Origin of the sequence: Bacteroides luti (assembly GCF_900128905.1) — a bacterium.
Lineage (GTDB): Bacteria > Bacteroidota > Bacteroidia > Bacteroidales > Bacteroidaceae > Bacteroides > Bacteroides luti.
In genome coordinates, this window is sequence record NZ_FQTV01000002.1 from 282,786 (window position 1) to 307,915 (window position 25,130).

Genomic DNA, 25,130 nt, shown 5'->3' on the forward strand with positions numbered 1-25,130 from the left:
TAGCGTTAGTTAATAACTAAAAACAAAGATAGGCAATAAAGCGCTAAATTAATAGTAAATATTTAGAAAATCTTCCGTTTATTTAGCTCTTCCTGATATTTTCTGGCATTAGCCTGATGCTCTTCCCAGGTTGCTGCAAAGTTGTGAGTACCCGAAAAATCTTCCTTTGCGCACATATATACAAAGTTATGTTTTGTATAATTTAGTACCGCATCAATCCCTTTAATAGAAGGAATACGTATAGGGCCCGGAGGTAGTCCTTCGAACTTATAAGTATTGTATGGAGAAGTTGAGCGAAGGTGCGTACCTGTGACTCTTTTAATGGTAAAATCCTGCACGGCAAACTTAACCGTTGGATCTGCCTGAAGTTTCATCCCTTTATGAAGGCGGTTGATGTAAAGACCGGCAACCATTGGTTTTTCTTCATTATTGTTAGTTTCTTCTTCTACGATAGAAGCAATGGTAGTAACTTCGGCCGGAGTATAACCAATTGATTTAGCTTTAGCAAGGCGGTCGCTTGTCCAGAATAGGTTATACTCTTTCTTCATTCTTTTGAAAAGATCGGCAGTAGAAATGTTCCAGTAAAGCTCGTAAGTATTTGGAATGAAAATACTAACAATATTTTCCTTCTTGAAGCCTAATTTAGAACAAAAAGTAGAGTCGTTCAATCGGGTAGCTACTTCTGCAGAGTCTATCATCAGTTGGTTTCCAATTTTTTTTGCCAACTGTCCGCTTGTGCGAACATCGTTGATTGAGAACTCCAAAGGAGCTTGCTGACCTCTGGTTAAACGGCGAAATACCGGATAATTACCGTCTCCCGGTTTTATTGCATATCGTCCGGTATGAATACTTTTGGCATCATCTAGGTTATTCATCAACCATCGGAATGTTTTCATACCGCGGGGCATACCAGCCTGCTCTACTTTAACCATGATTGAATCGGCGGTGTCGTCACGGTCAATATACACGTATGCTTTTTTATCTGTTTGGAATTCTGCCGCAAAAAAAGTAAAGTAAACAAATATTGCAGCAATTAAAGCGATGGCGCCAATGCTGATTGCAGCGATGACCCATTTATTCTGTTTTTTAAAGTCCATAGTGGGGTGTGAATGCTTAATTGTTTAATTTCGCCGCAAAGATAGTTATTAATCTTTTACGTTATACCTAAGCATATCTAATTATTTTAGTTTATGTATAGCAGTAAGCTTTTTATTAGAAAGGTGTACACCTATTAAGAAGAAAGTCTACACTATAAATAACTAAAGTGTAGACCTTTTAGAAAATGTTACTTGAATAAATTTATAAGTTCCAGCCGTATGTTGAGTTAGAACTCTCTATACTATTCTCAACATCATCGGGCAATGCAGAAAAGAAATCCAGACCAGTGATTTTTTCCACCCTGTCAACAGAAACCGCATAACTGCTAAGCGGTAATTCTTCCTTTTCATTCTTCATAATAAAGCCAATAGCTCTCGGTTTCTTGAGAAAAGGAGCCAGAATAACTTTGAAGAATCTTTGTGGAACGGCAACTCGTGCATTGCCAATTGTGTTGTATCCCTTGTCTACAATAGGTCCGCAAACAATTACAATGGCACTGTCTTGCTGTGCCCAGTCGCGCACTTTTTCTTCCAGCGTTTTCCAGCGTCCGGCATTCAGAGAATGTTTTTGCGGACACATGTTGCTATAATAAAAACATTCCTTCATTGCAGTTGAGTTCCACTTCATATCTGCCGCCGGAGCCATGTGCCCGCGATCATATCCCGAACGTTTATAATCTTCGTTCGACGGACAAACTCCTTTAACTTTAGGGTCAATTACGAATTTATCCGAACGATCCAGCTTTCCTTCTGTTTCATCGCGGGTTAATTCATAAGAAACCCAGTTGGGAATGCGCCACTCCGGATTGTATGACACGGTATATCCTGCGTGAGTGATGATTTGTTCGGGTCGCTTAGTTGTTGATTCCGGAATTTCAAGGTCACCGAAAGTTTCTTCTTTCTCGGGCAGCATAATTTCTTCCGTCTCATATTTTACATTATTTGCGGCATGTAATATCGGACTACGGAAGTGTTCGTAAACAAATATAGAGACTAAAGATATAGCAATTGCTAAAAATATAAATCTCAGTCTGTTGTTTTGTCTGTTCTTTTTCTTTCTTTTTGCCATGTTCTTTTTTTATTCTTTTAGCGACTGCAAACATACTAAGTTTTTTTCTTTTGCGTTATCTATTCAATGTTTTTATCATTTTAAATACATACATTTGTTATATGGAAAAAGCACGAATAGCAGTTATCGGACTTGGGTATGTTGGCTTGCCACTGGCCCGTCTTTTTGCAACAAAATATCCGGTTATCGGATTCGATATAAATGCCGATCGCATTAAAGAACTTAATAATGGAAAAGACTCTACGCTCGAAGTAACAGATGGGCTCTTGCAATCGGTTTTAAAAAGTAATCCTCTCTCTGAAGCCGGATTGTTTTGTACTGCCGATGCCGAATTTCTTGCCGATTGTACCTATTATATAGTAACTGTTCCTACGCCGGTTGATAAAACCAATCGTCCAAATCTCGATCCGTTGCTTTCTGCAAGCCAAACAGTGGGTAAGTTTATATCAAAAAACGACATTGTAATCTACGAGTCTACTGTATCGCCGGGAATTACCGAAGATGTTTGCATCCCCATTGTAGAAAAGTTTTCGGGGCTTACCTTAAACAAAGATTTCTTTGCCGGCTATTCTCCCGAACGAATCAATCCGGGTGACAAACTACACACGGTGGAAACCATATTGAAGATCACATCCGGCTCAACTCCCGAGGCAGCCCAGCGAGTTGATGAGCTTTATCGCTCAGTAATTACCGCCGGAACTTATCTGGCTCCATCAATCAGGGTAGCCGAAGCCGCAAAGGTTATAGAAAATACCCAACGCGATATTAATATTGCCTTCATTAACGAGCTGGCAAAGATATTTAACAGGATGGGGATAGATACCCGCAGTGTACTTCAGGCGGCTGCCACGAAATGGAATTTCCTTCCGTTTTATCCGGGATTGGTGGGCGGACACTGTATTGGTGTTGATCCCTATTATCTGGCACAACGGGCAAAAGAATATGGCTTTCGTCCGGAAATAATTCTTTCGGGAAGACGAATGAATGACGGGATGGGAGAGTATGTTGCTCAGGAAGTAGTTCGTTGCATGATAAAGAATGAAATACTCATTAAAAACAGCCGTGTGCTGATTCTAGGAATTACCTTTAAAGAAAACTGCCCCGATGTGCGCAATACAAAAGTTATAGATGTAATTCATGAACTTCAGAATTATGATATAAACGTATCAGTTTATGATCCTATAGCTTCTCCTGTTGATGTAAAAAGTGAATATGGAATAGATATAAAGTCGGCTCTTCCCTCAGAAAAATATGATGCCGTTATAGCTGCTGTGGCTCATAAAGAATTTATCTCCCTGAATATTCGATCGTTAGTTAAAACAAACGGCGTGATATACGATGTAAAGGGAATTTATCCCTTGGAATATGTTGATGCCCGACTTTGATTTTTAGAAAAAAATACTAAAAAACTCTTTTTTATATTGGAATAATGGTGTAAGTTTGCACGTCATAAGCCGAAAAATGCCGCCATAGCTCAGTTGGTAGAGCGTTTCACTCGTAATGAAAAGGTCCTCGGTTCAAGTCCGGGTTGCGGCTCATTTTTAAATAAATGGTTTAATTATATAAGAAGCTTTGCTTATTCAGTGAAGCTTCTTTTGTTTATACACTTCATTTTTGCTTTTCCAAATGTATACATCCGGTTTTAGTCTTTAGATATTATTTTAATGAAAATGTATCAGTGGTTTAGATAATTTCTTTCTCGATAAATAATTCTACTCTTTTTTTGATTGAAATAAATTTATTTTGATTAATATTGAACTCATTTCTATTTGGTTTGTTTTATTATGATATAAAAAAGGAGATGTAAATATGGCAAATGTAACATTTAAAGGGCAACCTATCAGATTGTTTGGGGAGTTAATTCAGATTAATGATTATGCTCCTAATTTTCACTTGGTAAGAAATGATTTAAGTGATTATTATCTTGATTACGCAAAAGGGAAAAATGTTGTTTTAAATATATTTCCTAGTCTGGATACAAGCGTTTGTGCTACATCGGTAAGACACTTTAATAAGATTGCTGCTCAATTACCAAATACAGTTGTGTTAGCCATCTCTAAAGATTTGCCGTTTGCTCAGGGACGCTTTTGTACAACGGAAGGAATTGATAATGTAATTGCATTATCAGATTTTCGTTCGCCTGAATTTGCTACAGAATATGGTTTGCTAATTGAAGATGGTCCGTTAAGAGGACTGTTGGCAAGAGCTGTTGTTGTTATCAATCCCGATGGTAAGGTTATTTACACAGAAATAGTAACTGAAATAACAACAGAACCTAATTATAATGCTGTAATTGAATTGCTAAAATAGACTTACTCTAGAAGAAAATTGTCTGCTTTAAAATAGAAAATAAGAAAGTCTCACTGTAATTCAAGTTTCAACTATAAAAATTCCCCTTGTATTAGCTTATTCTATTAATGAACAAAACTAATATAAGGGGAATTCTTTATAAAGAAGTTTCAATTGATGAGATTTTCAATTTTGAATTTCTATTTCGATAATAAACTCTTTTTATGCAAATAACTTTTCTTTAATTAAAATCTGAATTAGAGATATTCGGCTGATCTCCTTCAATTACCTTTTTAACATCAGCTATTAATTGTTTCAATCCCGGGTTATCTTCAGCCAATTCGCTTGGAAGCTTAGCAAGAACACAATTCGGATCTTGTTCTACTGCTTTTGTGAAATATTTATTGAAATTCTCAATGTTGCACAATCCCCCATAAGCATAAGCCAAATTTAAATAGTTGTTTTCGTATTCCGGAGAGAAGAGCTCAACTTTGTGGAAGTATTTCAAAGCTAAATCAAATATCTTATTCTCAAGGTAGACAAGTCCTATTTCTGAAAAAGTTGTGGGATCATGAGGATCAAGCTTGATTGCTTCATCAAAACATTCCTGAGCTTTGTCGTTTTCTTTATTAATTAAATAAATGCGTCCTTTAGTTAGGTATGGATCAAAGCATGATGGGTCATTTTGTATTGCTAAATCTGAATATTCGATAGCTTTATCAAGTTGCTTAAGTCCATTATAGCACAGTGAAATATGAGAGTATATATCTGATTTAGGTGGTGTAAATCCATTCTCTATATCTAGTACGCTATTAAAATTAATAATAGCTTTTTCATATTCCTTTAGGTTATAGTTACATAGGCCTATGAAAAAGATGGTCATTCCCATTGAAGGTTCTATTTGATCGTATTTTTCATAATACTCACGTGATTTTTCGTAGTTCTTCAATTGATAATAACCATGAGCTGTCATTAATATCGAGCCTGGATGATTTGTGTCAATAGCAAGAGCAAACTCGTAAGCTTCCAGTGATTTGTTATATTCTTCAATAGAATAGTAGAATCTACCCAACTCAAACCAGTTCAAAATTGAGTAGGGATCTTTATCGATCAACTGATTATATAAAGCTGCTCCTTTTTCTACTTGGTCGCATTTAGCATAACACTCGGCTAAGGTGAATATGAAACTAAAGTTTTCCGGCTCTGAATTGTGTATTTTCTCATACCAGGGCAGTGCCTCTTCATCATAATCAGAATCGGTATACATATATGCTATGTCGAGCCAATTATCTAAGTCATTATTTTCTTCTTGACTAACCACTTCCTGTATAAGGATATTGGCCTCATCTATATTTTCTTCCAGTATAAAAAGTTTTGCCTTAAGTATTTTTACATCGCGGTCATAATTTTCGGGTATGGAATATGCTATTTCTTTAGCTTCTTCTAGTCTTTCAAGCTCGATAAGGACATGTGCTTTGATAACAAGTACTTCTGTGTTTGCAGGATGAATGGAAAGAGCATAGTCAATAGCTTCAAAGGCGATGTCATAGTTCGCTACTGTTGCAAAGTATTCGGCAATATCGGCTAATTGGTCTGCATCAAAATAGTAGGTCTTATTACCTGCTCTCATTTCTTTATATCGGTCAATTGTTTGCCTAAACTCGTCGTTTTCGTCAAAATTGGGGAAAAAGGTCCTCATAATTTATATGTGCTGGGGTAAAAATAGTAAGTCCCATCAAAAAGAAGAGGGAACTTACTGTTCTTTGTTTTATTTGTTAATTTTACTCCAAGTGTCTTTTAAACTTACAGTGCGGTTAAATATCAATTTGTTCGGAGTAGAATCTTTATCTATATTGAAATATCCGATGCGTTGGAATTGCAAATAGTCTAAAGGTTTCATTTCTGCCAGGAATTTTTCTACGCGGCAGTTTGTTAAAACTTTAAGTGAATCTGGATTAAGAAGGTCACGGAAGTTGCCATCTTTCTCTTCTAATGCAGGATTCTCTACTTTAAATAAGCGATCGTAAAGACGGACTTCTGCAGGAATACTATGAGCTGCACTTACCCAGTGAAGAGTACCTTTTACTTTACGGTTACTATCTGGCATTCCACTCTTAGTGTTCATGTCATATTCGCAATATACTTCTTCAATTTCGCCTTCTGCATTTTTCTTGCAGCCTGTACATTTTACGATATATGCGTTCTTCAGACGAACTTCCTGACCTGGAGTCATACGGAAATACTTTTTAGGTGCATCTTCCATGAAGTCTTCGCGCTCAATATAGAGTTCGCGGCTGAATTCTATAGTGTGAGAAGCTGAATTTGGATCTTCCGGATTATTGATTGCTTCCATTTCTTCCACTAATCCTTCTGGATAGTTAGTGATAATACACTTCACAGGATTGATTACAGCAGACACACGTGTGGAACGTGCGTTAAGGTCTTCTCTAACTGCCGATTCAAGAAGTGAAACATCTATTATTCCGTCATATTTTGTATATCCAATCTTGTCGATAAATTTATGAATAGATTCAGGTGAATAGCCACGACGGCGATAACCGCAGATAGTTGGCATTCGTGGATCGTCCCATCCTGTAACCAATCCTTCTTTAACCAATGCAAGAAGCTTACGTTTGCTCATTACGGTATATGTAAGGTTCAAACGGTTGAACTCCATCTGACGTGGACTGTAGTTATCGTCTTTCTTCAATAAATCGATGTAATAGTTATATAAAGGACGATGAACTTCAAACTCTAGCGTACAGATTGAATGAGTTACTCCTTCAAAGTAATCTGATTGTCCATGAGCAAAATCGTACATAGGATATGCCTTCCAGGTTGTTCCTGTACGATGATGAGGATGATTGATTATACGATACATTATCGGGTCACGAAAATGCATGTTTGAATTAGCCATGTCAATCTTAGCACGAAGAACCATTGCACCTTCGGGCACTTCTCCGGTATTCATCTTCTGGAAAAGTTCCAGGTTTTCCTCAATAGGACGGTCGCGGTACGGACTGTTTATTCCTGGCTGAGTAGGAGTGCCTTTTTGTTTTGCTATATCTTCAGCTGATTGTTCATCAATATAAGCTTTTCCTTCTTTGATAAGCTTTACGGCAAAATCCCATAACTGCTGGAAGTAATCAGAAGCATAATATATATTTCCCCACTTGTAGCCTAACCATTCAATATCTTCTTTGATGGCATCTACATATTCCACATCCTCTTTTACGGGATTGGTATCATCGAAACGAAGATTACAAACGCCATTATACTTTTGGGCAATACCAAAGTCCATGCAAATTGCTTTTGCATGACCAATGTGCAGGTAGCCATTAGGTTCTGGCGGGAAACGTGTTTGTATTCTTCCTCCGTTTTTACCTTCCTTTAAATCGTTTTCTACGGCGACTTCTATAAAGTTCAAACTTTTCTTTTCGCCTCCTTCTTCCGTTCTAATATCTGTCATAGTGATACGTTGTTACACAGTTAAGGCTGCAAAAATAGTCATTCTTTTTTATTTTACATTAATCTGACTGGAATATATCCACTCTTTTTTATGAGATTTTGGCCTTCCGGAGATAAAACGTACTGAATAAATTGAGAAACCTTGTTTTTTTCTTTGCTATTATAATAATAAAATAGCTGTCTTATAACAGGATAAGTCTTTTTTGCAGCATTAGCCATATTAGGAGCTACATAATTCTTTCCGATAACAATGTAATCTAATCTTAATATTAACGGATTTATTGAAGATAAGTTTATTTAAAGGTTTACACTATATTTATTTTAGGTGTAGACCTTATTATATTTAAACCTAGATTATATTTATTTAAGCTGTACTACTTAATTTTATTGATAAATGAATAACTATCTTAGTATTCTAAACATTCTTACTTAATTGTTGTTTTGAATTTTGTAACCTAAATGTAACACGATTGAAACAATTCCTTCAAATCATAGTCACAAGTTCTTAATATCTGTTTCGTTTCTTTGCATCAGAAAAATATACGATATGAAAAAATTTTTTGAACGAATTATTGAAGGCATACTTACTTGCAGCGGTTTTGTGACAAGTATTACAATTCTGCTCATTATTGTTTTTCTTTTCAGCGAAGCGTTCGGACTCTTTGGTAGTAAGGCGATAGAAGATGGTTATGTGCTTGCACTTAACAAACAAAACAAGGTAACAGACATAACTCCGGCTGAAATCAAAAAAGTGTTTGACGGAGAAATAACCAACTGGTCACAGTTAGGAGGAGATGATACTCCAATAACAGTTTTTCGGTTAGAGAATCTTACTGATTATTACTCGGAAGAAGAATTAGGACCGGAATATGCATATGCAGGTGCTAAGATTGCCGAGCTAATTAATAAGAATCCGGGTATGATTGGTTTTATTCCAAATACTTATATTGATAAAACCTTTCAAGGGCATTTAATTAAGGATAAAACAATTTCAATGAAAGATGTTCTGACTGGTACAGAATGGTTTCCAACTGCTACACCGGCACCTCTTTTTGGTATACTTCCTTTGATAACCGGTACACTTTGGGTAAGCTTCTTTGCTATATTGTTTGCTCTTCCTTTCGGGCTATCTGTTTCAATCTATATGAGCGAAGTTTCCAATCACAAAGTGAGAGATGTTCTTAAGCCCGTAATTGAGTTACTAAGTGGAATTCCATCGGTTGTCTACGGTTTCTTCGGACTTATTGTTATCGTTCCACTTATTCAGAAAGTATTTCATCTGCCAGTAGGTGAATCCGGACTTGCCGGTAGTATCGTTCTTGCAATAATGGCATTACCTACGATTATCACAGTAAGTGAAGATGCAATGAGAAACTGTCCTCGTTCAATGAGGGAAGCTAGTCTGGCGCTCGGAGCATCTAAATGGCAGACTATTTATAAGGTTGTTATTCCATATTCAATATCAGGAATAACATCGGGAGTTGTGCTTGGTATTGGTCGTGCAATAGGAGAGACGATGGCAGTTTTAATGGTAACAGGTAATGCAGCAGTTATTCCTCACACAATACTTGAACCACTTCGAACAATTCCTGCAACCATTGCAGCCGAACTTGGTGAAGCGCCAGCAGGTGGTGCTCATTATCAGGCCCTATTCTTATTAGGCGTTGTGTTGTTCTTTATCACACTTATAATAAACTTCAGTGTAGAATATATTAGTAGCAGACAGAAATAATGGAAAAGAATAAATTCCCACAATCATACGATAAGCGCAAACGTCGCTCTCAGAAAATAGCTTTCGGCATTTTCTCATTATTTAGTTTCAGTATTGTAATCATACTGTTTTCAATCCTTGGTTTTATCATCTATAAAGGTATAGGTGTTATCAACTGGAATTTCATTACAACCGAACCGACCGATGGTATGACTGCCGGAGGTATATGGCCAGCCATCGTTGGTACATTCTATCTGATGCTTGGTAGTGCTATATTTGCCTTTCCTGTTGGGATTATGAGTGGTATATATATGAATGAATATGCTCCGAATGGAAAAATCGTAAAGTTTATCAGAGTAATGACAAACAACCTTAGCGGTATCCCTTCTATTGTATTCGGACTTTTTGGTATGACGCTTTTTGTAAATTACCTGGGCTTTGGCGATAGTATTTTGGCAGGTTCACTAACTTTAGGTTTACTTTGTGTTCCTTTGGTAATAAGAACTACCGAAGAAGCATTAAAAGCAATACCAAATACCTTCCGCGAAGGAAGTCGTGCGCTGGGAGCAACAAAATTGCAGACCATCAGCCGGGTTATCCTTCCAATAGCCACACCTAATATCATCACAGGTTTAATCCTGGCATTAGGACGTGTTTCTGGTGAAACAGCTCCAATCCTTTTCACTTGTGCGGCATATTTCCTTCCAAAGATTCCAACTAGTATATTCGACCAGTGTATGGCTTTGCCTTATCACCTTTATGTAATATCTACAAGTGGAACAGATATGGAAGCTCAACTTCCAATAGCTTACGGTACAGCACTGGTGTTAATCATAATAATCCTGGTAGTAAACTTGCTTGCCAATGCTTTGAGAAAGTATTTTTCCAAAAAAGTAAAAATGAACTAAAACGAAATAGAATGAATAAAATTGATGTTAAGGACGTAAACTTCTACTATGGCAATTTTCAAGCCTTGAAGGGGATTAACATGCAGATACAGGAAAAATCTGTGGTAGCCTTCATCGGACCATCAGGTTGTGGTAAGTCTACATTTCTTCGCCTTTTTAATCGAATGAATGATTTGATTCCTGATACTCGCATGGAAGGTCAAATATTAATTGATAATGAAGATATTTATGCAAAAGGAGTACCCGTTGACGAATTGAGAAAACGAGTTGGAATGGTATTCCAACGCCCTAATCCTTTCCCGAAAAGTATTTTTGAAAATGTAGCTTACGGACTCCGTGTTAACGGTATAAAGGATAATGAATTCATTCGTCATCGTGTAGAAGAAACATTGAAAGGTGCTGCGCTTTGGGATGAAGTAAAAGATAAACTGAAAGAATCTGCATTTGCTCTCTCGGGAGGTCAGCAACAAAGACTTTGTATTGCTCGTGCAATGGCTGTATCTCCTTCCGTTCTTTTAATGGATGAACCAGCTTCTGCTCTCGATCCTATTTCCACAGCCAAAGTTGAGGAACTTATTCATGAATTAAAGAAAGACTATACAATTGTTATTGTTACTCACAACATGCAACAAGCTGCTCGTGTAAGCGATAAAACTGCTTATTTCTATTTGGGTGAAATGATAGAATTTGATAATACTAAAAAGATATTTACCAATCCTTCTCAGATATCCACTCAGAATTATATTACGGGACGTTTTGGATAGTGTTTTTTATTTTTATATTTGTAATCTTATAAAAGAATAGCGATATGGTAAAGTTTATAGAATCAGAGCTAGTTCAACTGAAAAAGGAAGTGGACGAAATGTGGACATTGGTTTATAATCAGTTGGATAGAGCATCGGAGGCTGTGCTTACTCTTAATAAGGAAATGGCGCAGCAGGTTATCGTTAGAGAAAAACGTGTAAACGCTTTTGAGCTTAAAATAGATAGTGATGTAGAGGATATTATAGCCCTTTACAATCCGGTTGCTGTAGATCTTCGTTTTGTTCTTGCTATGTTGAAGATTAACACAGACCTGGAACGTTTGGGCGATTTTGCGGAAGGTCTTGCTCGCTTCGTAGTGAAATGTGAAGAACCAGCTTTAGATCCGGATCTTCTAAAGAATATTCGTTTGGAAGAGATGTTTACTCAAGTGCTTTCTATGCTTGAAACAGCAAAAAAAGCATTAAATGAAGAAAGTCTTGAATTGGCAACATCGGTTTTTGCGAAGGATAATCTGATTGATGAGATCAATGGAGAGGTTACTAAAAAACTAGTTGATTATATTGGTAAGAATCCCGAGAGTCTTTCTTTATGCCTTAATTTGATAAGTGTGTTCCGTAAACTTGAACGTTCTGGAGACCACATAAATAATCTAGCTGAGGAAATCGTATTTTATATTGATGCGAAAGTTCTAAAACATCAGGGTAAGACTGATGAAAGTTATCCTCAGAATAATAATAAGTAGAAAGAAATTTGGTATTAGTTGGGTAATTGAAAAGTTAAAATGCAAAAACATGTTTTATGACATATAAATTTGTTTGTGTAGTATTAAAATATCTTGCATATTTGCAACCGTTATCCTGAAAACAATCTTTTTACCTTAAAAAAAACTAATACCTATTGAAAACTGAAAAGCGGAACTTTGTGAAAAGTTCCGCTTTTTGATTTATATAAAGATCTCTATTCAATAGGGTGATTATTTGTTTCTAATGATTTTATTTGTTGAATCTGTTTTGTGAAGTATTAACTGTTATAATCGAATTATTGTTTACAGTCGATATTTTTCACGATAAATTGTTCCCAATAAAGAATGTGACCAAAAATAAAACGGGAAACTAAAAAGAATTATTCTTTCTGGTTTCCCGTTTTATTAAAATATTTTATAATTAGTATACTAACACCTTACTGTTTGGCAAATCTGGAATATAAAGTTTTCCTTTATGTATTGAGAAATCTGCCGGTCCGGTTAATTGTATAGGAAGAATAAGGTTCTCCACTTTCTTATCTTTAATATTAATCTTTCCTACATTTCCATTTACCCACGTTGAGAAATATAAGTACTTGCCATCTTCTGATAGTGCTAAGCCATCATATTGACTCATACGGTTCAAAAATACTTCAGTAATGGGGTTTTCTAAATTTCTGATAGAATAAATAACATTTGGAGCAGATGTATTTCCATCAACAGGATATGAAGCTACATATATTATACTATCAGTCGCAATAATACCGTTTGCTCCGGGAATATTTGCAAATAGTTTAGGCGTTTGTTCTTTGACATTTTCAGGAGAAGAAACATCCAGTTTGTAAATGTTACCCGTATTTGTAACAGTTGCATAAAGGTTCTTTCCATTTACGGCAAGATCATTTACATAAGAATCTTTAGTTGGAAGCTTAATTTTCTGACTTTTGCTCACGTCACTCAAATTAAAAACTACTATAGAGTTAACGTCTGCAACGAACAGATAATTATCTACCACACACATTCCTTTGGGCGCATTTAATCTTCCATCTGCAGGGATTAACACTGATGGCTTACCTGAGTTGAATTCCATAATATATCCTTTGCCGGCAGTATTAAGCGGATTTATAGTATCGCCGCCAAAATTGCTGATATATAATGATTCTCCATTCCAACAAGTTGCTTCGCAAAAACGAAGACTATCGGAAATTACTGTTGCAGAGTCCTTCAAAGGTATTACCTGAACGTCTGCTTTCTTAGCCTCTTTGCATGATATGATAGTCATGGCTGCTAATAACACGCTTCCAATTATCCTTTTATTCATATTGTAGTTTTTATTTTGTTTGTTGACAAAGATAAATATTATAACGAATAGTAAATCATTTTATTTAAAATAAATTATCTTTGCTGCCTTTTTTGTCACAGGATATTACTTAATAATATTCTGCTGTATAAGTAATAATGAAATTAATCCTAACTAATTGAAAATGAAAAACGAAGATTACGTGTATTATAAAAAAGGTGTTATTTATAGTAAAGCTCCACATAAAGAAAAACAATTAACAGAGGAGATGCGTCTGGAATTAATAAACAAAAATAAAGTTTGGTTTATCAGAAATACCTATGATTTTGATTCTTCAGAGCCTACATCTTTCTGGTTTATTATTAAAGACAAATTCTACGGAATGGAAGAATTAAAAACAAGAACGCGAAATAAAGTTCGTCATGCTTTTAAGTTCTTTGAAATAAGACCAATTACTATAGATTTTATGCGTGAACAAGGATATGAGGTGTACAAAGATTCTTTTGACCGATATTCCAACACTACAGATGTTGTAGCTTCACGTTCTTCGTTTATTGCTGATTTAGATAAGTTTAAAGAAGGTCGTGAATTTTGGGGAGTAATAGATAAAATAAATGGTACATTAGTGGCTTATGCTGAAAATCATTGTAAAGAGGATATGTGCGAATATTTTATGCTTAAGTCGAGAACAAAATATTTATCCGGTGGATATTACCCATTTTATGGCTTATTTTACAAGATGAATGAGCATTATTTAGGCACTGGGAATAAACGTTATGTCTCGGTTGGAGCACGTTCTGCAACCGAACATAGTAGCATTCAACCTTTTCTTCTCTCAAAGTTTTGCTTTCGTAAAGCCTATGCAAAGCTTACTTTAACTTATTCTCCTTTGTTAAAGTATACAATAAAAACTCTTTTCCCAGTAAGATCCTATATTCCTTCATTGAGATTACAGGCAATGCTTCGTCTTGAAGCAATGGCAAGAGGCGCTATTTGAATTGTTTATTGCTGATGTAACACAAATATCCTAGCTTGTAAAAAGCGAAAATCTTCATGCTTGGATGGTTGCTTAGTAACTCTTTCTTCATGAGTTCTCTTGTTTTTTTGAAGATAAAGGATAAGAGGACTTGTAATCTGTATTTTTTTACTTTATTAAACGTGCTTAATAAGCGTACGTATCCGTTCAGCTTATCTGAATACCGATAAAGATTTTCAATCCCCATCTCTGTTTTATGAAGAAAAGCATCATTCTTTTCCAGTCCTAAGTGAAAAAGCGGATTGTCAATATGATTAATCTTTATTTTACGTTTTTCTAACTCAATACCAAAGGCCGTATCCTCATGTCCGTATCCCGAAAACGATTCGTCAAAAAGAATTTTCTGGAAGATTCTTTTTCTGATCAGAAAGTTGAATGATGAGAATTTAGTATAAGGGTGCACGTTACGTTCCTTTGCAGAATGTTCTTCTGCTGATATTCCATAATAATAGCGTAGGCTAAATTGCTTTGAAGGTATTGGCCGATCGTATAGTAGACCTCCGCAGATAACGTCGTTGCCATGTATTGCCGAAACATATTTTTGTAGAAAGTCATTGCTGATGAGGCCGGCGTCGCTATCTATGAATAATAAAAGATCATATTGAGCTTTCTCTGATAAGAAATTCCTAATCCTGGCTCGTCCGATATTCTCTTTAAGTTCAATAAACATGCAATTGTTTAACCTGTTTATTTTTCGGTTATTACGTTTCATCTCTTCCTTTGATGCATCATCTGCAATAAGGATTTCAACAGGGAAGGATAATGTTTGCGCCTGACGATGAAGCTCTTCAACAAGACCTAAACATTCATAATTATAAGTCGGAATAAGAATCGATAGCATTTTTATTGTTCTATTTGTCGCAAATGTAATATAAATATTACTGATTTAGCTTAATTTGATTTAGTAAATTAAATGAAAAGCTTACCTTTGTAGCTCATTTTATTGATATTGTATGAAACAACTATATATCAAGTTCGTTCTCGCATTGTTTGTTATTGCCATTTCGTATACAGCTTCAGCTCACTCAGCTGTAGTTGTAGGTTCGGTTTCTGAGGTAGCACCATCTCATTTGACAGGTGTTGTGCGTGATTCTGTTACAAATGAACCAATACCTTACGCTTCAGTGTCTTATGAAGGCAAAGGTGTTGGAAGTATCTCCGATATTAATGGAGCCTATCGTATTACCACACGTAAAGGTTGGAATGAAGTAACTTTTACAGCTGTAGGCTATAAAAAGAAAACGGTTAAAATTGTTCCTGGAGTAACAACCAAACTTAGTGTTAAGTTGCAATCTACCGATATACAGCTTACTGAGATTGTTGTAAAACCCAGGAAAGAGAAATATTCCCGTAAGAATAATCCCGCAGTAGAGTTGATGAAGAAGGTGATTGAACATAAGTCCAGTCAGCGTTTGGAAGAAAATGATTTTTATCAGTTCGATAAATATCAGAAGCTTACTACTTCAATCAATGATGTAAATCCAGATGATTTTGGTAAAGGTATCTATAAAAAGATGCCATTCCTGGTTAATCAGGTTGAGCCTTGTTTGGAAACAAATAAGCTGATTATTCCTTTCTCTGTTCAGGAAACTGCTTCTCAGACTATTTTCCGGAAAAATCCGAAGGATGAGAAAACGATTATAAAAGGTATCAATACATCGGGAGTTGACGAGCTTTTCTCAACTGGCGATATGATGGGAACTATCCTTAAAGACGTATTTACGGATGTGAATATTTACGATGACGATATCCGTCTGTTGTCGAGCCGTTTTATTAGCCCTATTTCTTCAAGTTCTGCGATATCTTTCTATAAGTTCTATATTATGGATACGCTGAAAGTAGAAAAAGACTCATGTATCCATCTTACATTTGTGCCTAATAATTCACAGGACTTTGGGTTTACTGGTCACCTTTATATTTTGAAAGATTCTACTTATGCCGTAAAGAAGTGCATAATGAATCTTCCAAAGAAAACGGGTGTGAACTTTGTAGATAACCTCAATATTATTCAGTCATACGAGCAACTTCCTAATGGTAGATGGGCGCTCAAAGATGATGATATGATCGTTGAACTCTCATTTGTGAAGAATCTGTCGAAATTACAAGTCCGGCGTCTCACCAGATATAGCAATTATGCATTTAATGAAATTCAGCCAAAACTGTTTAAGGTAAAGGGGAATACTGTAAAAGAGGTAGATGCTATGATGAAGGACGATGACTTCTGGAATAAAATGCGTCCGGTTCCGCTTACAGATAAAGAAAACGGTATGGATTTATTTCTTAAGCATCTCGAAGAAATGCCAGGATTTAAGTATATGATTATTGGTTTAAAGGCATTGATTGAGAATTTTGTTGAAACCGGCAGCAAGGGTCATCCAAGTAAATTCGATTTCGGGCCAATGAATACTATTATAGGCAGTAACACTATTGAAGGTCTTCGTCTTAGAATTAGCGGACAAACAACAGCCAAGTTGTTCCCTCAGCTTTTCTTAAGCGGATATTATGCATACGGATTCAAGGATAACCGTTCTAAATATAAAGGAATGGTGGAATATACATTTGATAAGAAAGAATTCCTTGCTAGAGAATTCCCTAAACATTCCATCTCTTTCTCTTATATGTATGATGTAATGTCTCCAATGGATAAGTTCCTGAAGACAGATAAAGATAATATGTTTGTGGGACTGAAAACCACAACCGTAGACCAAATGTCTTACGTGCGCGATGCTCAGTTTAAATACGAACGTGAAACAATGTCTGGCTTCTCAGTTGCTATGACCGTAAAGAACCGCAATGACGAGCCAACAGGTAATCTTTTCTATATAAAGAATGATGAGGCTAAAACAAATGTGCACGATATAACAACAACCGAAGCTTCTTTGCAACTTAGGTTTGCACCCGGAGAAACATTTATTAATACCAAAGAACGCAGATTGCCAATCAATTTCGATGCGCCAATCTTTACTCTTTCTCACACTATGGGTATTAAAGATGTGCTTGGTGGCGATTATAAATTTAATTTTACTGAAGCAGGTGTTTATAAGAGATTCTGGCTTAAATCGTGGGGTAGACTGGACGCTTATGTTAAAGCTGGTAAGCAATGGGATAAGGTTCCTTTCCCATTATTGATTATGCCGGCAGCCAACCTTTCTTACATTACACAAAGGGAGACGTTTAACTTGATAAACAACATGGAATTCCTGAATGATAAGTTTGCTTCATTAGATCTGACTTATGATTTGAACGGAAGATTATTTAATCGTATTCCTTTGATTAAGACTCTTAAGTGGAGAGAAGTCTTTAAGTTTAAAGCATTGTACGGAGGTTTGAGTGATAAGAATAATCCCGATTTAAGTAGCGGTTTGTTCCTGTTCCCAACTCGCGATGGAGTGCCAACCAGTTACGCAATGGGCAAACAACCATATATGGAATTCAGTGTGGGTATTTACAATATCTTTAAATTACTTCATATTGAATATACTCGTCGTTTGAATTATCTGAATCATCCAGGTATCAATAAAGATGGTATTCGTCTTGCAGTAATGCTTAACTTCTAAGGAAGTATTCTGAATTCGTCTATATAACATTTTAATATCTTGTACAAAAGATTGCATTCTTCTGTACAAAACAATTAATTCTCCTGTACAGAAGAAATCATTCTTTTGTACAAGAGCATTTTCTTTTCCCGCCATCGGTTTTAAAATCTTTGGCCGAGAATTATCCATTTTAAATATTAATATGTACATTTGCTTTTTCATATAACAATAACGAAATGGCACAACCATTAGCAGAAAGACTCCGGCCAAAGTCGCTTGATGACTATATTGGCCAGAAACATTTAGTGGGAGAAGGGGCAATCTTGCGTAAAATGATAGACGCAGGACGCATTTCGTCATTTATTCTTTGGGGACCTCCCGGAGTAGGTAAAACTACCCTTGCACAGATTATAGCAAACAAACTTGAAACTCCCTTTTATACATTGAGTGCAGTCAGTTCGGGCGTGAAAGATGTTCGTGATGTGATTGAAAAAGCTAAAAGCGGACGTTTCTTTTCACAAGCCAGTCCTATACTTTTTATAGACGAAATTCACCGTTTCAGTAAATCACAGCAAGATTCCTTATTAGGAGCAGTAGAGCAGGGCACTGTGACACTTATTGGTGCAACAACGGAAAATCCATCTTTCGAGGTTATTCGTCCGTTACTGTCCCGTTGTCAGCTTTATGTGCTTAAATCATTAGAAAAAGAAGATTTACTTCAGCTTATAGATCGTGCTATAAATGAGGATCATATCCTGAAGAGTAAAAATATAGTAGTCAAAGAGTCAGATGCTATGCTTCGCTATTCCGGTGGAGATGCGCGCAAGTTGCTTAATATACTTGAACTGGTTGTTGAGTCTGATACTGAAGATCCAATAGAGATTACCGATGAAAAGGTGGTTGACAGGCTTCAGCAAAATCCACTTGCATACGATAAAGACGGAGAAATGCATTATGATATTATTTCCGCTTTTATAAAAAGTATTCGTGGAAGTGATCCCGACGGAGCAATTTATTGGCTGGCCCGCATGGTGGAAGGGGGAGAAGATCCCGCCTTTATTGCCCGCCGACTGGTAATTTCTGCTTCAGAAGATATAGGTTTGGCAAATCCAAATGCATTGCTACTCGCCAATGCCTGCTTTGATACGCTGATGAAAATAGGATGGCCCGAAGGACGCATCCCTCTGGCACAGACAACTATTTATCTGGCAACAAGTCCCAAAAGTAATTCGGCCTACAACGCCATTAATGATGCACTGGAATTAGTTCGTAATACAGGTAATCTGCCTGTGCCGTTACACCTGCGCAATGCTCCTACAAAGCTGATGAAACAGTTGGGGTATGGCAATGACTATAAATATGCGCACAATTACGAAGGGCATTTTGTAAAACAACAATTTCTTCCCGAGGAATTGAAAAACCAATCAATCTGGCATCCGCAGCCAAATCCGGCGGAGGCTAAACTCAAAGAACATATGGTACAACTCTGGGGAGATCGTTATAAAGAATAAATTCTAAATTTAATTTGAATATGAAAATTGTAGTATTAGACGGTTATGGAATGAATCCGGGCGATTTATCGTGGGATGAACTTAAAGCTTTGGGTGATTGTACTATTTATGATCGCACTTCTGCAGCAGATGTTGTTGCTCGTTCCAAAGATGCAGACGTTATATTAACTAATAAAGTAGAGATTAATGCTGAGGTAATTGCTGCTCTTCCAGAGCTGAAATATATTGGCGTAACTGCTACCGGATATAATGTTGTAGATGTTACAGCAGCGAAAGAACGTGGAATAGTTGTTACCAATACTCCTGCTTACAGTACTATTTCGGTTGCTCAGATGGCATTTGCTCATATTTTGAATATAACTCAGAATGTGGCACATCATTCTAACGAAGTAAAAAATGGCCGATGGACCAACAGTGAGGATTTCTGCTTCTGGGATACTCCACTTACAGAACTGAGCGGACTAAAACTTGGTATCGTGGGACTTGGACGTACTGGTATGGCTACGGCTCGCGTTGCATTTGGTTTTGGAATGAGTGTTTGTGCTTATACTTCTAAATCACAGCTTCAATTGCCACCGGAAATTAAGATGATGACAAAAGATGAAATTTTCACTGAATGTGATATTATTAGTCTTCATTGTCCGCTAACCGAAGAAACCCGCGAACTTGTTGATGCAAAACGTCTGGCAAGTATGAAATCAACGGCTATCCTTATCAACACCGGTCGTGGTTCGCTTATCAATGAGCAAGACTTGGCTGATGCTTTGAATAAAGGAGTTATTTATGCTGCCGGATTAGATGTATTGTCATCTGAACCTCCACGTGCAGATAATCCGTTACTTACAGCTAAGAACTGTTTCATCACTCCTCATATAGCATGGGCTACTAAAGCTTCTCGTGTGAGACTGATGAGTATTGTTGTAGAAAATATTAAAGCATACTCAGCTGGTAAACCGGTTAATAATGTAGCAAAATAATAACTGATAATTCGTTATAATTGTATAAAGAAGAGGTTGTTGCTTTTAAATAAAGTAACAGCCTCTTTTTATTTAAAAAACATTTTCTATTGGAAACTTGTTTTATTAGAAAATAGTAATACCTTTGCGAAATAATTCCATTGGAAAATATTAATATTGGAATTTTATAAATGGTTATCTAAAAAACATAATAGGAAATGAGTAAAGAAAAGTACATTATTATTGGAGGAGTAGCTGGAGGTGCAACAACAGCTGCCAGAATCAGACGTATAAATGAGGATGTTGAGATTGTCTTGTTCGAAAAGGGAGATTATATCTCTTATGCTAATTGTGGTCTACCTTATTATATAGGTGGAGTTATAAGCGAACGTGAAAATTTATTTTTGCAAACTCCGGAATCGTTTGGCTTACGTTTCAATATAGATGTAAGAGTTCATTCGGAAGTAATCAGTATTGATCGCAATAACAAAGAAGTTATTGTTCGTTCTCAAAGCGGAGAAGAATACAAAGAGAAATACGATAAGCTTTTGTTATCTCCGGGAGCTGCACCTGTTCGTCCTGCTTTTCCTGGAATTGATTTAGATGGCATTTTTACTTTACGTAATGTAAATGATACAGATGCCATAAAAAACTATATGGATACCCATTCGGTGAAAAAGGCTGTTGTAGTTGGAGCCGGATTCATCGGTTTGGAGATGGCCGAGAATCTTCAGCATGCCGGAGCAGAAGTTTCCATCATTGAAATGCTCAATCAGGTAATGCCACCAATTGATTATTCTATGGCCTCACTTGTACATCAACACTTGCAGGATAAAGGAGTGAATCTGTATCTGGAACATGCAGTAAGTGCGTTTACAAAAAAAGGAAACTCCATCGAGGTGGTTTTTAAAAACGGCAAATGTATAATGGCCGATCTGGTAATTCTATCCATTGGTGTACGTCCCGAAACTACATTGGCTAAACAAGCCGGATTGAAAATAGGGGAGAGGGGAGGAATTGCGGTAAACGATTATCTTCAGACTTCCGACGAAAATATTTATGCCGTTGGTGATGCTATTGAGTATAAGCATCCTATAACCGGAAAACCATGGCTGAATTATCTGGCTGGTCCGGCCAACAGACAAGCACGTATATGTGCAGACAATATGTTACTTGGTAACAAAATAAAATATGAAGGAGCTATAGGAACTGCAATAGCAAAAGTCTTCGATCTGACTGTTGCTTCTACAGGAATGGCTGCAAAGCAATTAAAGAAAGAAGAAATCCCTTATATATCTTCAGTAACTCATTCGGGTTCTCATGCCGGTTATTATCCTAACGCTCTACAAATGAGTATTAAAATCACCTTTAGTCCGGAGAACGGAAAACTTTTTGGTGCTCAGATTGTGGGATACGATGGCGTTGATAAACGACTCGACCAGATAGCACTGCTGATTAAACAACAAGGTACGATTTATGATTTGATTCAACTGGAACATGCGTATGCTCCTCCTTTCTCATCAGCAAAAGATCCTATTGCTATTGCCGGATATGTGGCAGAGAACATTCTGCTGAAAAGAATGAATATTATTACCTGGAGACAACTGCAACAAGCTCAGGATGGTATAATTCTGGATGTGCGTACTCCTGATGAATTCTCACTGGGAGCAATTCCGGGTGCAGTAAATATTCCAATAGATGGAATAAGAGATCATTTGAACGAAATTCCTCAGGATAAGAACATTTATATCTATTGTGCAGTAGGACTGAGAGGTTATCTTGCTTCAAGAGTGCTGATGCAGCATGGTTTTAACAATGTGTTTAATCTGTCGGGAGGATATAAGCTATATCAGGCAGCAACAACTCCTGTAGTTCTTAATGATAAAGACATGATTGCCTGCTCTTTAGGCTTGAGAGATAGCAATGCTAATAAAATGGAGATAGAAACTATCAAGATAGATGCTTGTGGATTGCAATGCCCTGGCCCTATCATGAAATTGAAAAAGAGTATAGAAGGTATTAATATTGGCGAACGTCTCGAAGTTATCTCAACCGATCCGGCTTTTCGTCGTGATTCTCAGGCGTGGTGTAATATGACAGGACATAAAATGATCTCACAATCAGCCGATTCAGGCAAGTATATTTCAGTTATTGAAAAAGTGGAAAAGAAGAAAGTTTCTAATGAAATTAGCGAAGTATCAGTCGAAAATAACAATAAGGGGAAAACTTTTATTATGTTTAGTGATGATTTAGACAAAGCTTTGGCTACTTTTGTACTCGCAAATGGAGCTGTTGCTACAGGAGAGAAGGTAACTATCTTCTTTACGTTCTGGGGATTGAATGCAATTAAGAGAACAAAAAAACCAAAAGTTCAGAAAGACATCTTTGGAAAAATGTTTTCGATGATGCTTCCTTCGGATACTATGGCATTGAAGCTTTCTAAAATGCACATGATGGGAATTGGCAGTAAAATGATGCGGTTTATCATGAAAAAGAAAGGTATCGATTCTTTGGAATCATTACGTCAGCAAGCTATTGATAGTGGAGTGGAATTTATTGCTTGTCAGATGTCAATGGATGTAATGGGAGTGAAAGAAGAAGAACTGCTCGATAATGTTACAATTGGAGGAGTGGCTACATATATGGAACGAGCTGACAAATCCAATATCAACCTGTTTATTTGATAATAATTGAAATAAATGATAAAAGTAATCTGTCAGCTGAGAGACATTAATATTGCCATGAATGATCTTGAAATACAGCTGAATGATAAATATGGCGTTGGTTTAAATGAAGCAATGGCTCTCTGTTGTCTTTCAGAAGGTCGTTTGTCGGCATCCGAAATTGCAGAAATGACTGGGATGACATCATCTCACTGTTCTAAAGTAATAAGGTCTGTTGAACAGAAGATGCTTATTGAACGTAGTCTGGGAGAAAATGATAAGCGACAAATGTACTTTAATCTGAATAAAGAGGGAAAGAAGGTTTTGTCGCAGATAAAATGTAAAGGTCTTGTTTTACCGGAAATATTGCAACCTGTCCTTGGACATTGTGATGAAGAATAGCTAGAGACATTTCTTTCTTTAGATAACAAAAGCACGGTGGTCTTATTAATTCCACCGTGCTTTTTTGCTTTAATTCTAAATTGGAACGTTTTTAGACTTTATATTTTATTGAATATGAGGAATGAAACACATTTTAACTCGACGAACTACTCATAAATAGAAAAAAATAAGGTTGTTTTCTGTCTTACTATTTTATTTTTAAAGATAATAACTTGATTATTAGGCGCGGGCGTTTTAGTAACACCCCGTAAGAATGCTAAAAAATAGCATAGTTGCCCGCACAATTAAAAGCTTTTTCTAGATATCATAAATTCTTCATTTATAAGAATTCCTAAAAAGGAAGTTCATTAGCTTTGTAGGAACATTGCGCAGGTGTAACGTCGCAGACAGATTATTAATAGCTTGAATTTAAAGATTGAAAGTTCTGAATTATAGCTTGATTAAATTCTTTTTATAATAAAAGAGCCATTCTTTATCTGTTGGACAAATAGAAAATGGCTCTTTTAATATTATAGGTAACAAGAACTCTTTAATAACAGCGTATTTTTTATGTATTCTTGTTTGGTTTATACCAGTTGAAGCAAAGTCTGAACAATTCTGTCGGCTGTTCTTCCATCCCATCTTTCAGGAAGACTTCCTTGTTTCCATTCGCCTTTCATTATTTTTTCAATTGCAGAGCCAAGTTGTTCTGGGCTTTCACCAACTAATTCGTTAGTACCGATAGAGCAGGTTTCAGGATGCTCAACATAGTTATTTAATGTAATACATGGAATTCCAAGGAATGTTGCTTCTTCTGCAACATTACCGGAGTCTGTAACTATCGCTTTAGCTTTGCTTGTCAGATAACCAAATGAAAGATAGCTTTGCGGAGGAAGAATGTGTAAATTAGAAGCTTTTATATTAAGCTCGCTTATCACATCACGTACGTATGTATGCAGCGGAGCAACAATAGGAGTACCTTTGGCTTCAGATATTAAACGCTCCATAAGTTCTTTGAAATTCTCTTTATTTTCAATCAATGCATGACGATTGATTGTTAAAAGAATATAGCTTTGCTCTTTTAATCCTAAAACACCAAATGTAGTAGGCTTTATAAATCTGTGACGATTATATCTTAGAGAATCCATCAGAATATTTCCGACAAGGAAAACTTGCTCATTTTCTGCTCCCGTTTGATTCAAGTTACGGTTTGCACCCATTCCTGCTGTAAACAGGTAATCAGAAAGTCCATCGGTAATCATTCGGTTCACTTCTTTAGGCATACTCATGTCAAAAGAGCGTGTTCCTGCAACCAGGTGAGCAACTTTTATATTTTGCTTTTTAGCAACGATAGCACACGCCATAGTGGAAGTTAAATCGTCAACGACTAATACTATATTGGTTGGGTTTTCTTTTAGTTCTTTTTCAAAAGCCAGCATAATTCCTCCTGCCCGTTCAGTAAGGTTTTCAAAACCTATTCCCAAATATGCAGTCGGTTTTTTTATATTCAAATCAGCAAAAAGAGAAGGATCCAAACTTGTATCATTAGCTGATCCAGTATATATTACTCTATATGAGATTTCTTTCCCTTGCTCTCTGGCATTATCAATAGCATGCATGATTGGAGCAATCTTCATAAAGTTGGGGCGTGCCCCTGCAACAATGGTAATTTTCATGTCTATAATATATGTTGTTCTT

At 36.4% G+C, this 25,130-nt stretch carries 20 protein-coding genes and 1 tRNA gene; 13 read left to right on the top strand and 8 right to left on the bottom strand.

The window, feature by feature from the left end; translation table 11 throughout:
- Positions 1–62 precede the first annotated feature (62 nt).
- Positions 63–1,097: an endolytic transglycosylase MltG gene (gene mltG, locus BUC21_RS02950; protein ID WP_073399028.1), complete on the bottom strand. Its 1,035-nt coding sequence runs from the start codon at positions 1,095–1,097 to the stop codon at positions 63–65.
- A gap of 202 nt (positions 1,098–1,299) precedes the next feature.
- Positions 1,300–2,166 carry a DNA/RNA non-specific endonuclease gene (locus tag BUC21_RS02955; RefSeq protein ID WP_073399029.1) on the bottom strand — a complete coding sequence of 289 codons (867 nt, stop codon included), beginning with the start codon at positions 2,164–2,166 and terminating at the stop codon, positions 1,300–1,302.
- 101 nt (positions 2,167–2,267) lie between these two features.
- Here BUC21_RS02955 and BUC21_RS02960 point away from each other — a divergent pair, with 101 nt between their 5' ends.
- The 3 genes from BUC21_RS02960 (at position 2,268) to tpx (ending at position 4,476) form a co-directional block, all read left to right on the top strand.
- Positions 2,268–3,551, top strand: coding sequence for a nucleotide sugar dehydrogenase (locus BUC21_RS02960; protein WP_073399030.1), 1,284 nt, complete (start codon positions 2,268–2,270; stop codon positions 3,549–3,551).
- 78 nt (positions 3,552–3,629) lie between these two features.
- A tRNA-Thr gene (locus tag BUC21_RS02965) sits at positions 3,630–3,702 on the top strand.
- A gap of 273 nt (positions 3,703–3,975) precedes the next feature.
- On the top strand, positions 3,976–4,476 hold the full coding sequence (gene tpx / locus BUC21_RS02970) for a thiol peroxidase (RefSeq protein ID WP_073399031.1): 501 nt from the start codon (positions 3,976–3,978) through the stop codon (positions 4,474–4,476).
- Positions 4,477–4,696: 220 nt separating this feature from the next.
- On the opposite strand, the gene BUC21_RS02975 is transcribed toward tpx, so the two are convergent.
- The 3 genes from BUC21_RS02975 to BUC21_RS16755 form a co-directional block, all read right to left on the bottom strand.
- Positions 4,697–6,154, bottom strand: a complete 1,458-nt coding sequence (locus BUC21_RS02975; RefSeq protein ID WP_073399032.1) for a tetratricopeptide repeat protein — start codon at positions 6,152–6,154, stop codon at positions 4,697–4,699.
- A gap of 69 nt (positions 6,155–6,223) precedes the next feature.
- A complete protein-coding gene (locus BUC21_RS02980) occupies positions 6,224–7,924 on the bottom strand; it encodes a glutamine--tRNA ligase/YqeY domain fusion protein (RefSeq protein ID WP_073399033.1) in 1,701 nt (566 codons plus the stop codon).
- A gap of 53 nt (positions 7,925–7,977) precedes the next feature.
- Positions 7,978–8,220: a substrate-binding domain-containing protein gene (locus BUC21_RS16755; RefSeq protein ID WP_394332747.1), complete on the bottom strand. Its 243-nt coding sequence runs from the start codon at positions 8,218–8,220 to the stop codon at positions 7,978–7,980.
- Between the two features lie 250 nt (positions 8,221–8,470).
- Between BUC21_RS16755 and pstC the strand changes: the two genes are divergently transcribed.
- From pstC to phoU, 4 genes are read left to right on the top strand one after another with little or no spacing between them, the layout of a single operon-like run.
- Positions 8,471–9,655 (top strand): phosphate ABC transporter permease subunit PstC, encoded by a 1,185-nt coding sequence (gene pstC / locus BUC21_RS02985; RefSeq protein WP_073399034.1) that lies wholly within the window; start codon positions 8,471–8,473, stop codon positions 9,653–9,655.
- Positions 9,655–10,542 carry a phosphate ABC transporter permease PstA gene (gene pstA / locus BUC21_RS02990; RefSeq protein WP_073399035.1) on the top strand — a complete coding sequence of 296 codons (888 nt, stop codon included), beginning with the start codon at positions 9,655–9,657 and terminating at the stop codon, positions 10,540–10,542. Before pstC ends, pstA begins: the two co-directional genes overlap by 1 nt.
- 11 nt (positions 10,543–10,553) lie before the next feature.
- A complete protein-coding gene (gene pstB / locus BUC21_RS02995; RefSeq protein ID WP_073399036.1) occupies positions 10,554–11,306 on the top strand; it encodes a phosphate ABC transporter ATP-binding protein PstB in 753 nt (250 codons plus the stop codon).
- A 44-nt stretch (positions 11,307–11,350) separates the two neighbouring features.
- The gene (gene phoU / locus BUC21_RS03000) at positions 11,351–12,049 is read left to right on the top strand and encodes a phosphate signaling complex protein PhoU (protein ID WP_073399037.1); all 699 of its coding nucleotides are present in this window, start codon (positions 11,351–11,353) and stop codon (positions 12,047–12,049) included.
- Between the two features lie 421 nt (positions 12,050–12,470).
- Here phoU and BUC21_RS03005 read toward each other — a convergent pair whose 3' ends face one another.
- On the bottom strand, positions 12,471–13,370 hold the full coding sequence (locus BUC21_RS03005; protein WP_073399038.1) for an NHL repeat-containing protein: 900 nt from the start codon (positions 13,368–13,370) through the stop codon (positions 12,471–12,473).
- Positions 13,371–13,533: 163 nt separating this feature from the next.
- On the opposite strand from BUC21_RS03005, the gene BUC21_RS03010 reads away from it, so the two are divergent.
- Positions 13,534–14,346 carry a hypothetical protein gene (locus BUC21_RS03010; protein WP_073399039.1) on the top strand — a complete coding sequence of 271 codons (813 nt, stop codon included), beginning with the start codon at positions 13,534–13,536 and terminating at the stop codon, positions 14,344–14,346.
- Here the strand turns inward: BUC21_RS03010 and BUC21_RS03015 are convergent.
- Positions 14,339–15,226: a glycosyltransferase family 2 protein gene (locus tag BUC21_RS03015; protein WP_073399040.1), complete on the bottom strand. Its 888-nt coding sequence runs from the start codon at positions 15,224–15,226 to the stop codon at positions 14,339–14,341. The two genes, BUC21_RS03010 and BUC21_RS03015, sit on opposite strands and share 8 nt — an antisense overlap.
- Before the next feature lie 112 nt (positions 15,227–15,338).
- Between BUC21_RS03015 and BUC21_RS03020 the strand changes: the two genes are divergently transcribed.
- From BUC21_RS03020 to BUC21_RS03040, 5 genes are all read left to right on the top strand, one after another.
- Complete coding sequence (locus BUC21_RS03020) at positions 15,339–17,942, top strand: DUF5686 and carboxypeptidase-like regulatory domain-containing protein (protein WP_073399041.1); 2,604 nt, start codon at positions 15,339–15,341, stop codon at positions 17,940–17,942.
- A 215-nt stretch (positions 17,943–18,157) separates the two neighbouring features.
- Positions 18,158–19,432 (top strand): replication-associated recombination protein A, encoded by a 1,275-nt coding sequence (locus BUC21_RS03025; RefSeq protein ID WP_073399042.1) that lies wholly within the window; start codon positions 18,158–18,160, stop codon positions 19,430–19,432.
- 20 nt (positions 19,433–19,452) lie between these two features.
- Positions 19,453–20,409, top strand: coding sequence for a D-2-hydroxyacid dehydrogenase (locus BUC21_RS03030; protein WP_073399043.1), 957 nt, complete (start codon positions 19,453–19,455; stop codon positions 20,407–20,409).
- Between the two features lie 197 nt (positions 20,410–20,606).
- Positions 20,607–23,072 carry an FAD-dependent oxidoreductase gene (locus BUC21_RS03035; RefSeq protein WP_073399044.1) on the top strand — a complete coding sequence of 822 codons (2,466 nt, stop codon included), beginning with the start codon at positions 20,607–20,609 and terminating at the stop codon, positions 23,070–23,072.
- 15 nt (positions 23,073–23,087) lie between these two features.
- Entirely contained in the window at positions 23,088–23,453 is a 366-nt protein-coding gene (locus tag BUC21_RS03040; RefSeq protein WP_083547567.1) for a MarR family transcriptional regulator, read from the top strand.
- Positions 23,454–24,019: 566 nt separating this feature from the next.
- On the opposite strand, the gene wecB is transcribed toward BUC21_RS03040, so the two are convergent.
- Positions 24,020–25,108 (bottom strand): non-hydrolyzing UDP-N-acetylglucosamine 2-epimerase, encoded by a 1,089-nt coding sequence (wecB, locus tag BUC21_RS03045; RefSeq protein ID WP_073399045.1) that lies wholly within the window; start codon positions 25,106–25,108, stop codon positions 24,020–24,022.
- Between the last annotated feature and the right edge of the window lie 22 nt (positions 25,109–25,130).

What these genes read in the sequence shown, in the direction of transcription:
- BUC21_RS02980 (WP_073399033.1), bottom strand. Translation starts at nt 7,924, where the DNA reads ATGACAGATATTAGAACGGAAGAAGGAGGCGAAAAGAAAAGTTTGAAC.
- BUC21_RS03025 (WP_073399042.1), top strand. Translation starts at nt 18,158, where the DNA reads ATGGCACAACCATTAGCAGAAAGACTCCGGCCAAAGTCGCTTGATGAC.
- BUC21_RS03015 (WP_073399040.1), bottom strand. Translation starts at nt 15,226, where the DNA reads ATGCTATCGATTCTTATTCCGACTTATAATTATGAATGTTTAGGTCTT.
- wecB (WP_073399045.1), bottom strand. Translation starts at nt 25,108, where the DNA reads ATGAAAATTACCATTGTTGCAGGGGCACGCCCCAACTTTATGAAGATT.
- BUC21_RS03020 (WP_073399041.1), top strand. Translation starts at nt 15,339, where the DNA reads ATGAAACAACTATATATCAAGTTCGTTCTCGCATTGTTTGTTATTGCC.
- BUC21_RS03030 (WP_073399043.1), top strand. Translation starts at nt 19,453, where the DNA reads ATGAAAATTGTAGTATTAGACGGTTATGGAATGAATCCGGGCGATTTA.
- pstA (WP_073399035.1), top strand. Translation starts at nt 9,655, where the DNA reads ATGGAAAAGAATAAATTCCCACAATCATACGATAAGCGCAAACGTCGC.
- BUC21_RS03035 (WP_073399044.1), top strand. Translation starts at nt 20,607, where the DNA reads ATGAGTAAAGAAAAGTACATTATTATTGGAGGAGTAGCTGGAGGTGCA.
- pstC (WP_073399034.1), top strand. Translation starts at nt 8,471, where the DNA reads ATGAAAAAATTTTTTGAACGAATTATTGAAGGCATACTTACTTGCAGC.
- BUC21_RS02960 (WP_073399030.1), top strand. Translation starts at nt 2,268, where the DNA reads ATGGAAAAAGCACGAATAGCAGTTATCGGACTTGGGTATGTTGGCTTG.
- tpx (WP_073399031.1), top strand. Translation starts at nt 3,976, where the DNA reads ATGGCAAATGTAACATTTAAAGGGCAACCTATCAGATTGTTTGGGGAG.
- BUC21_RS02955 (WP_073399029.1), bottom strand. Translation starts at nt 2,166, where the DNA reads ATGGCAAAAAGAAAGAAAAAGAACAGACAAAACAACAGACTGAGATTT.
- BUC21_RS02975 (WP_073399032.1), bottom strand. Translation starts at nt 6,154, where the DNA reads ATGAGGACCTTTTTCCCCAATTTTGACGAAAACGACGAGTTTAGGCAA.
- BUC21_RS03040 (WP_083547567.1), top strand. Translation starts at nt 23,088, where the DNA reads ATGATAAAAGTAATCTGTCAGCTGAGAGACATTAATATTGCCATGAAT.
- mltG (WP_073399028.1), bottom strand. Translation starts at nt 1,097, where the DNA reads ATGGACTTTAAAAAACAGAATAAATGGGTCATCGCTGCAATCAGCATT.
- BUC21_RS03005 (WP_073399038.1), bottom strand. Translation starts at nt 13,370, where the DNA reads ATGAATAAAAGGATAATTGGAAGCGTGTTATTAGCAGCCATGACTATC.
- phoU (WP_073399037.1), top strand. Translation starts at nt 11,351, where the DNA reads ATGGTAAAGTTTATAGAATCAGAGCTAGTTCAACTGAAAAAGGAAGTG.
- BUC21_RS03010 (WP_073399039.1), top strand. Translation starts at nt 13,534, where the DNA reads ATGAAAAACGAAGATTACGTGTATTATAAAAAAGGTGTTATTTATAGT.
- pstB (WP_073399036.1), top strand. Translation starts at nt 10,554, where the DNA reads ATGAATAAAATTGATGTTAAGGACGTAAACTTCTACTATGGCAATTTT.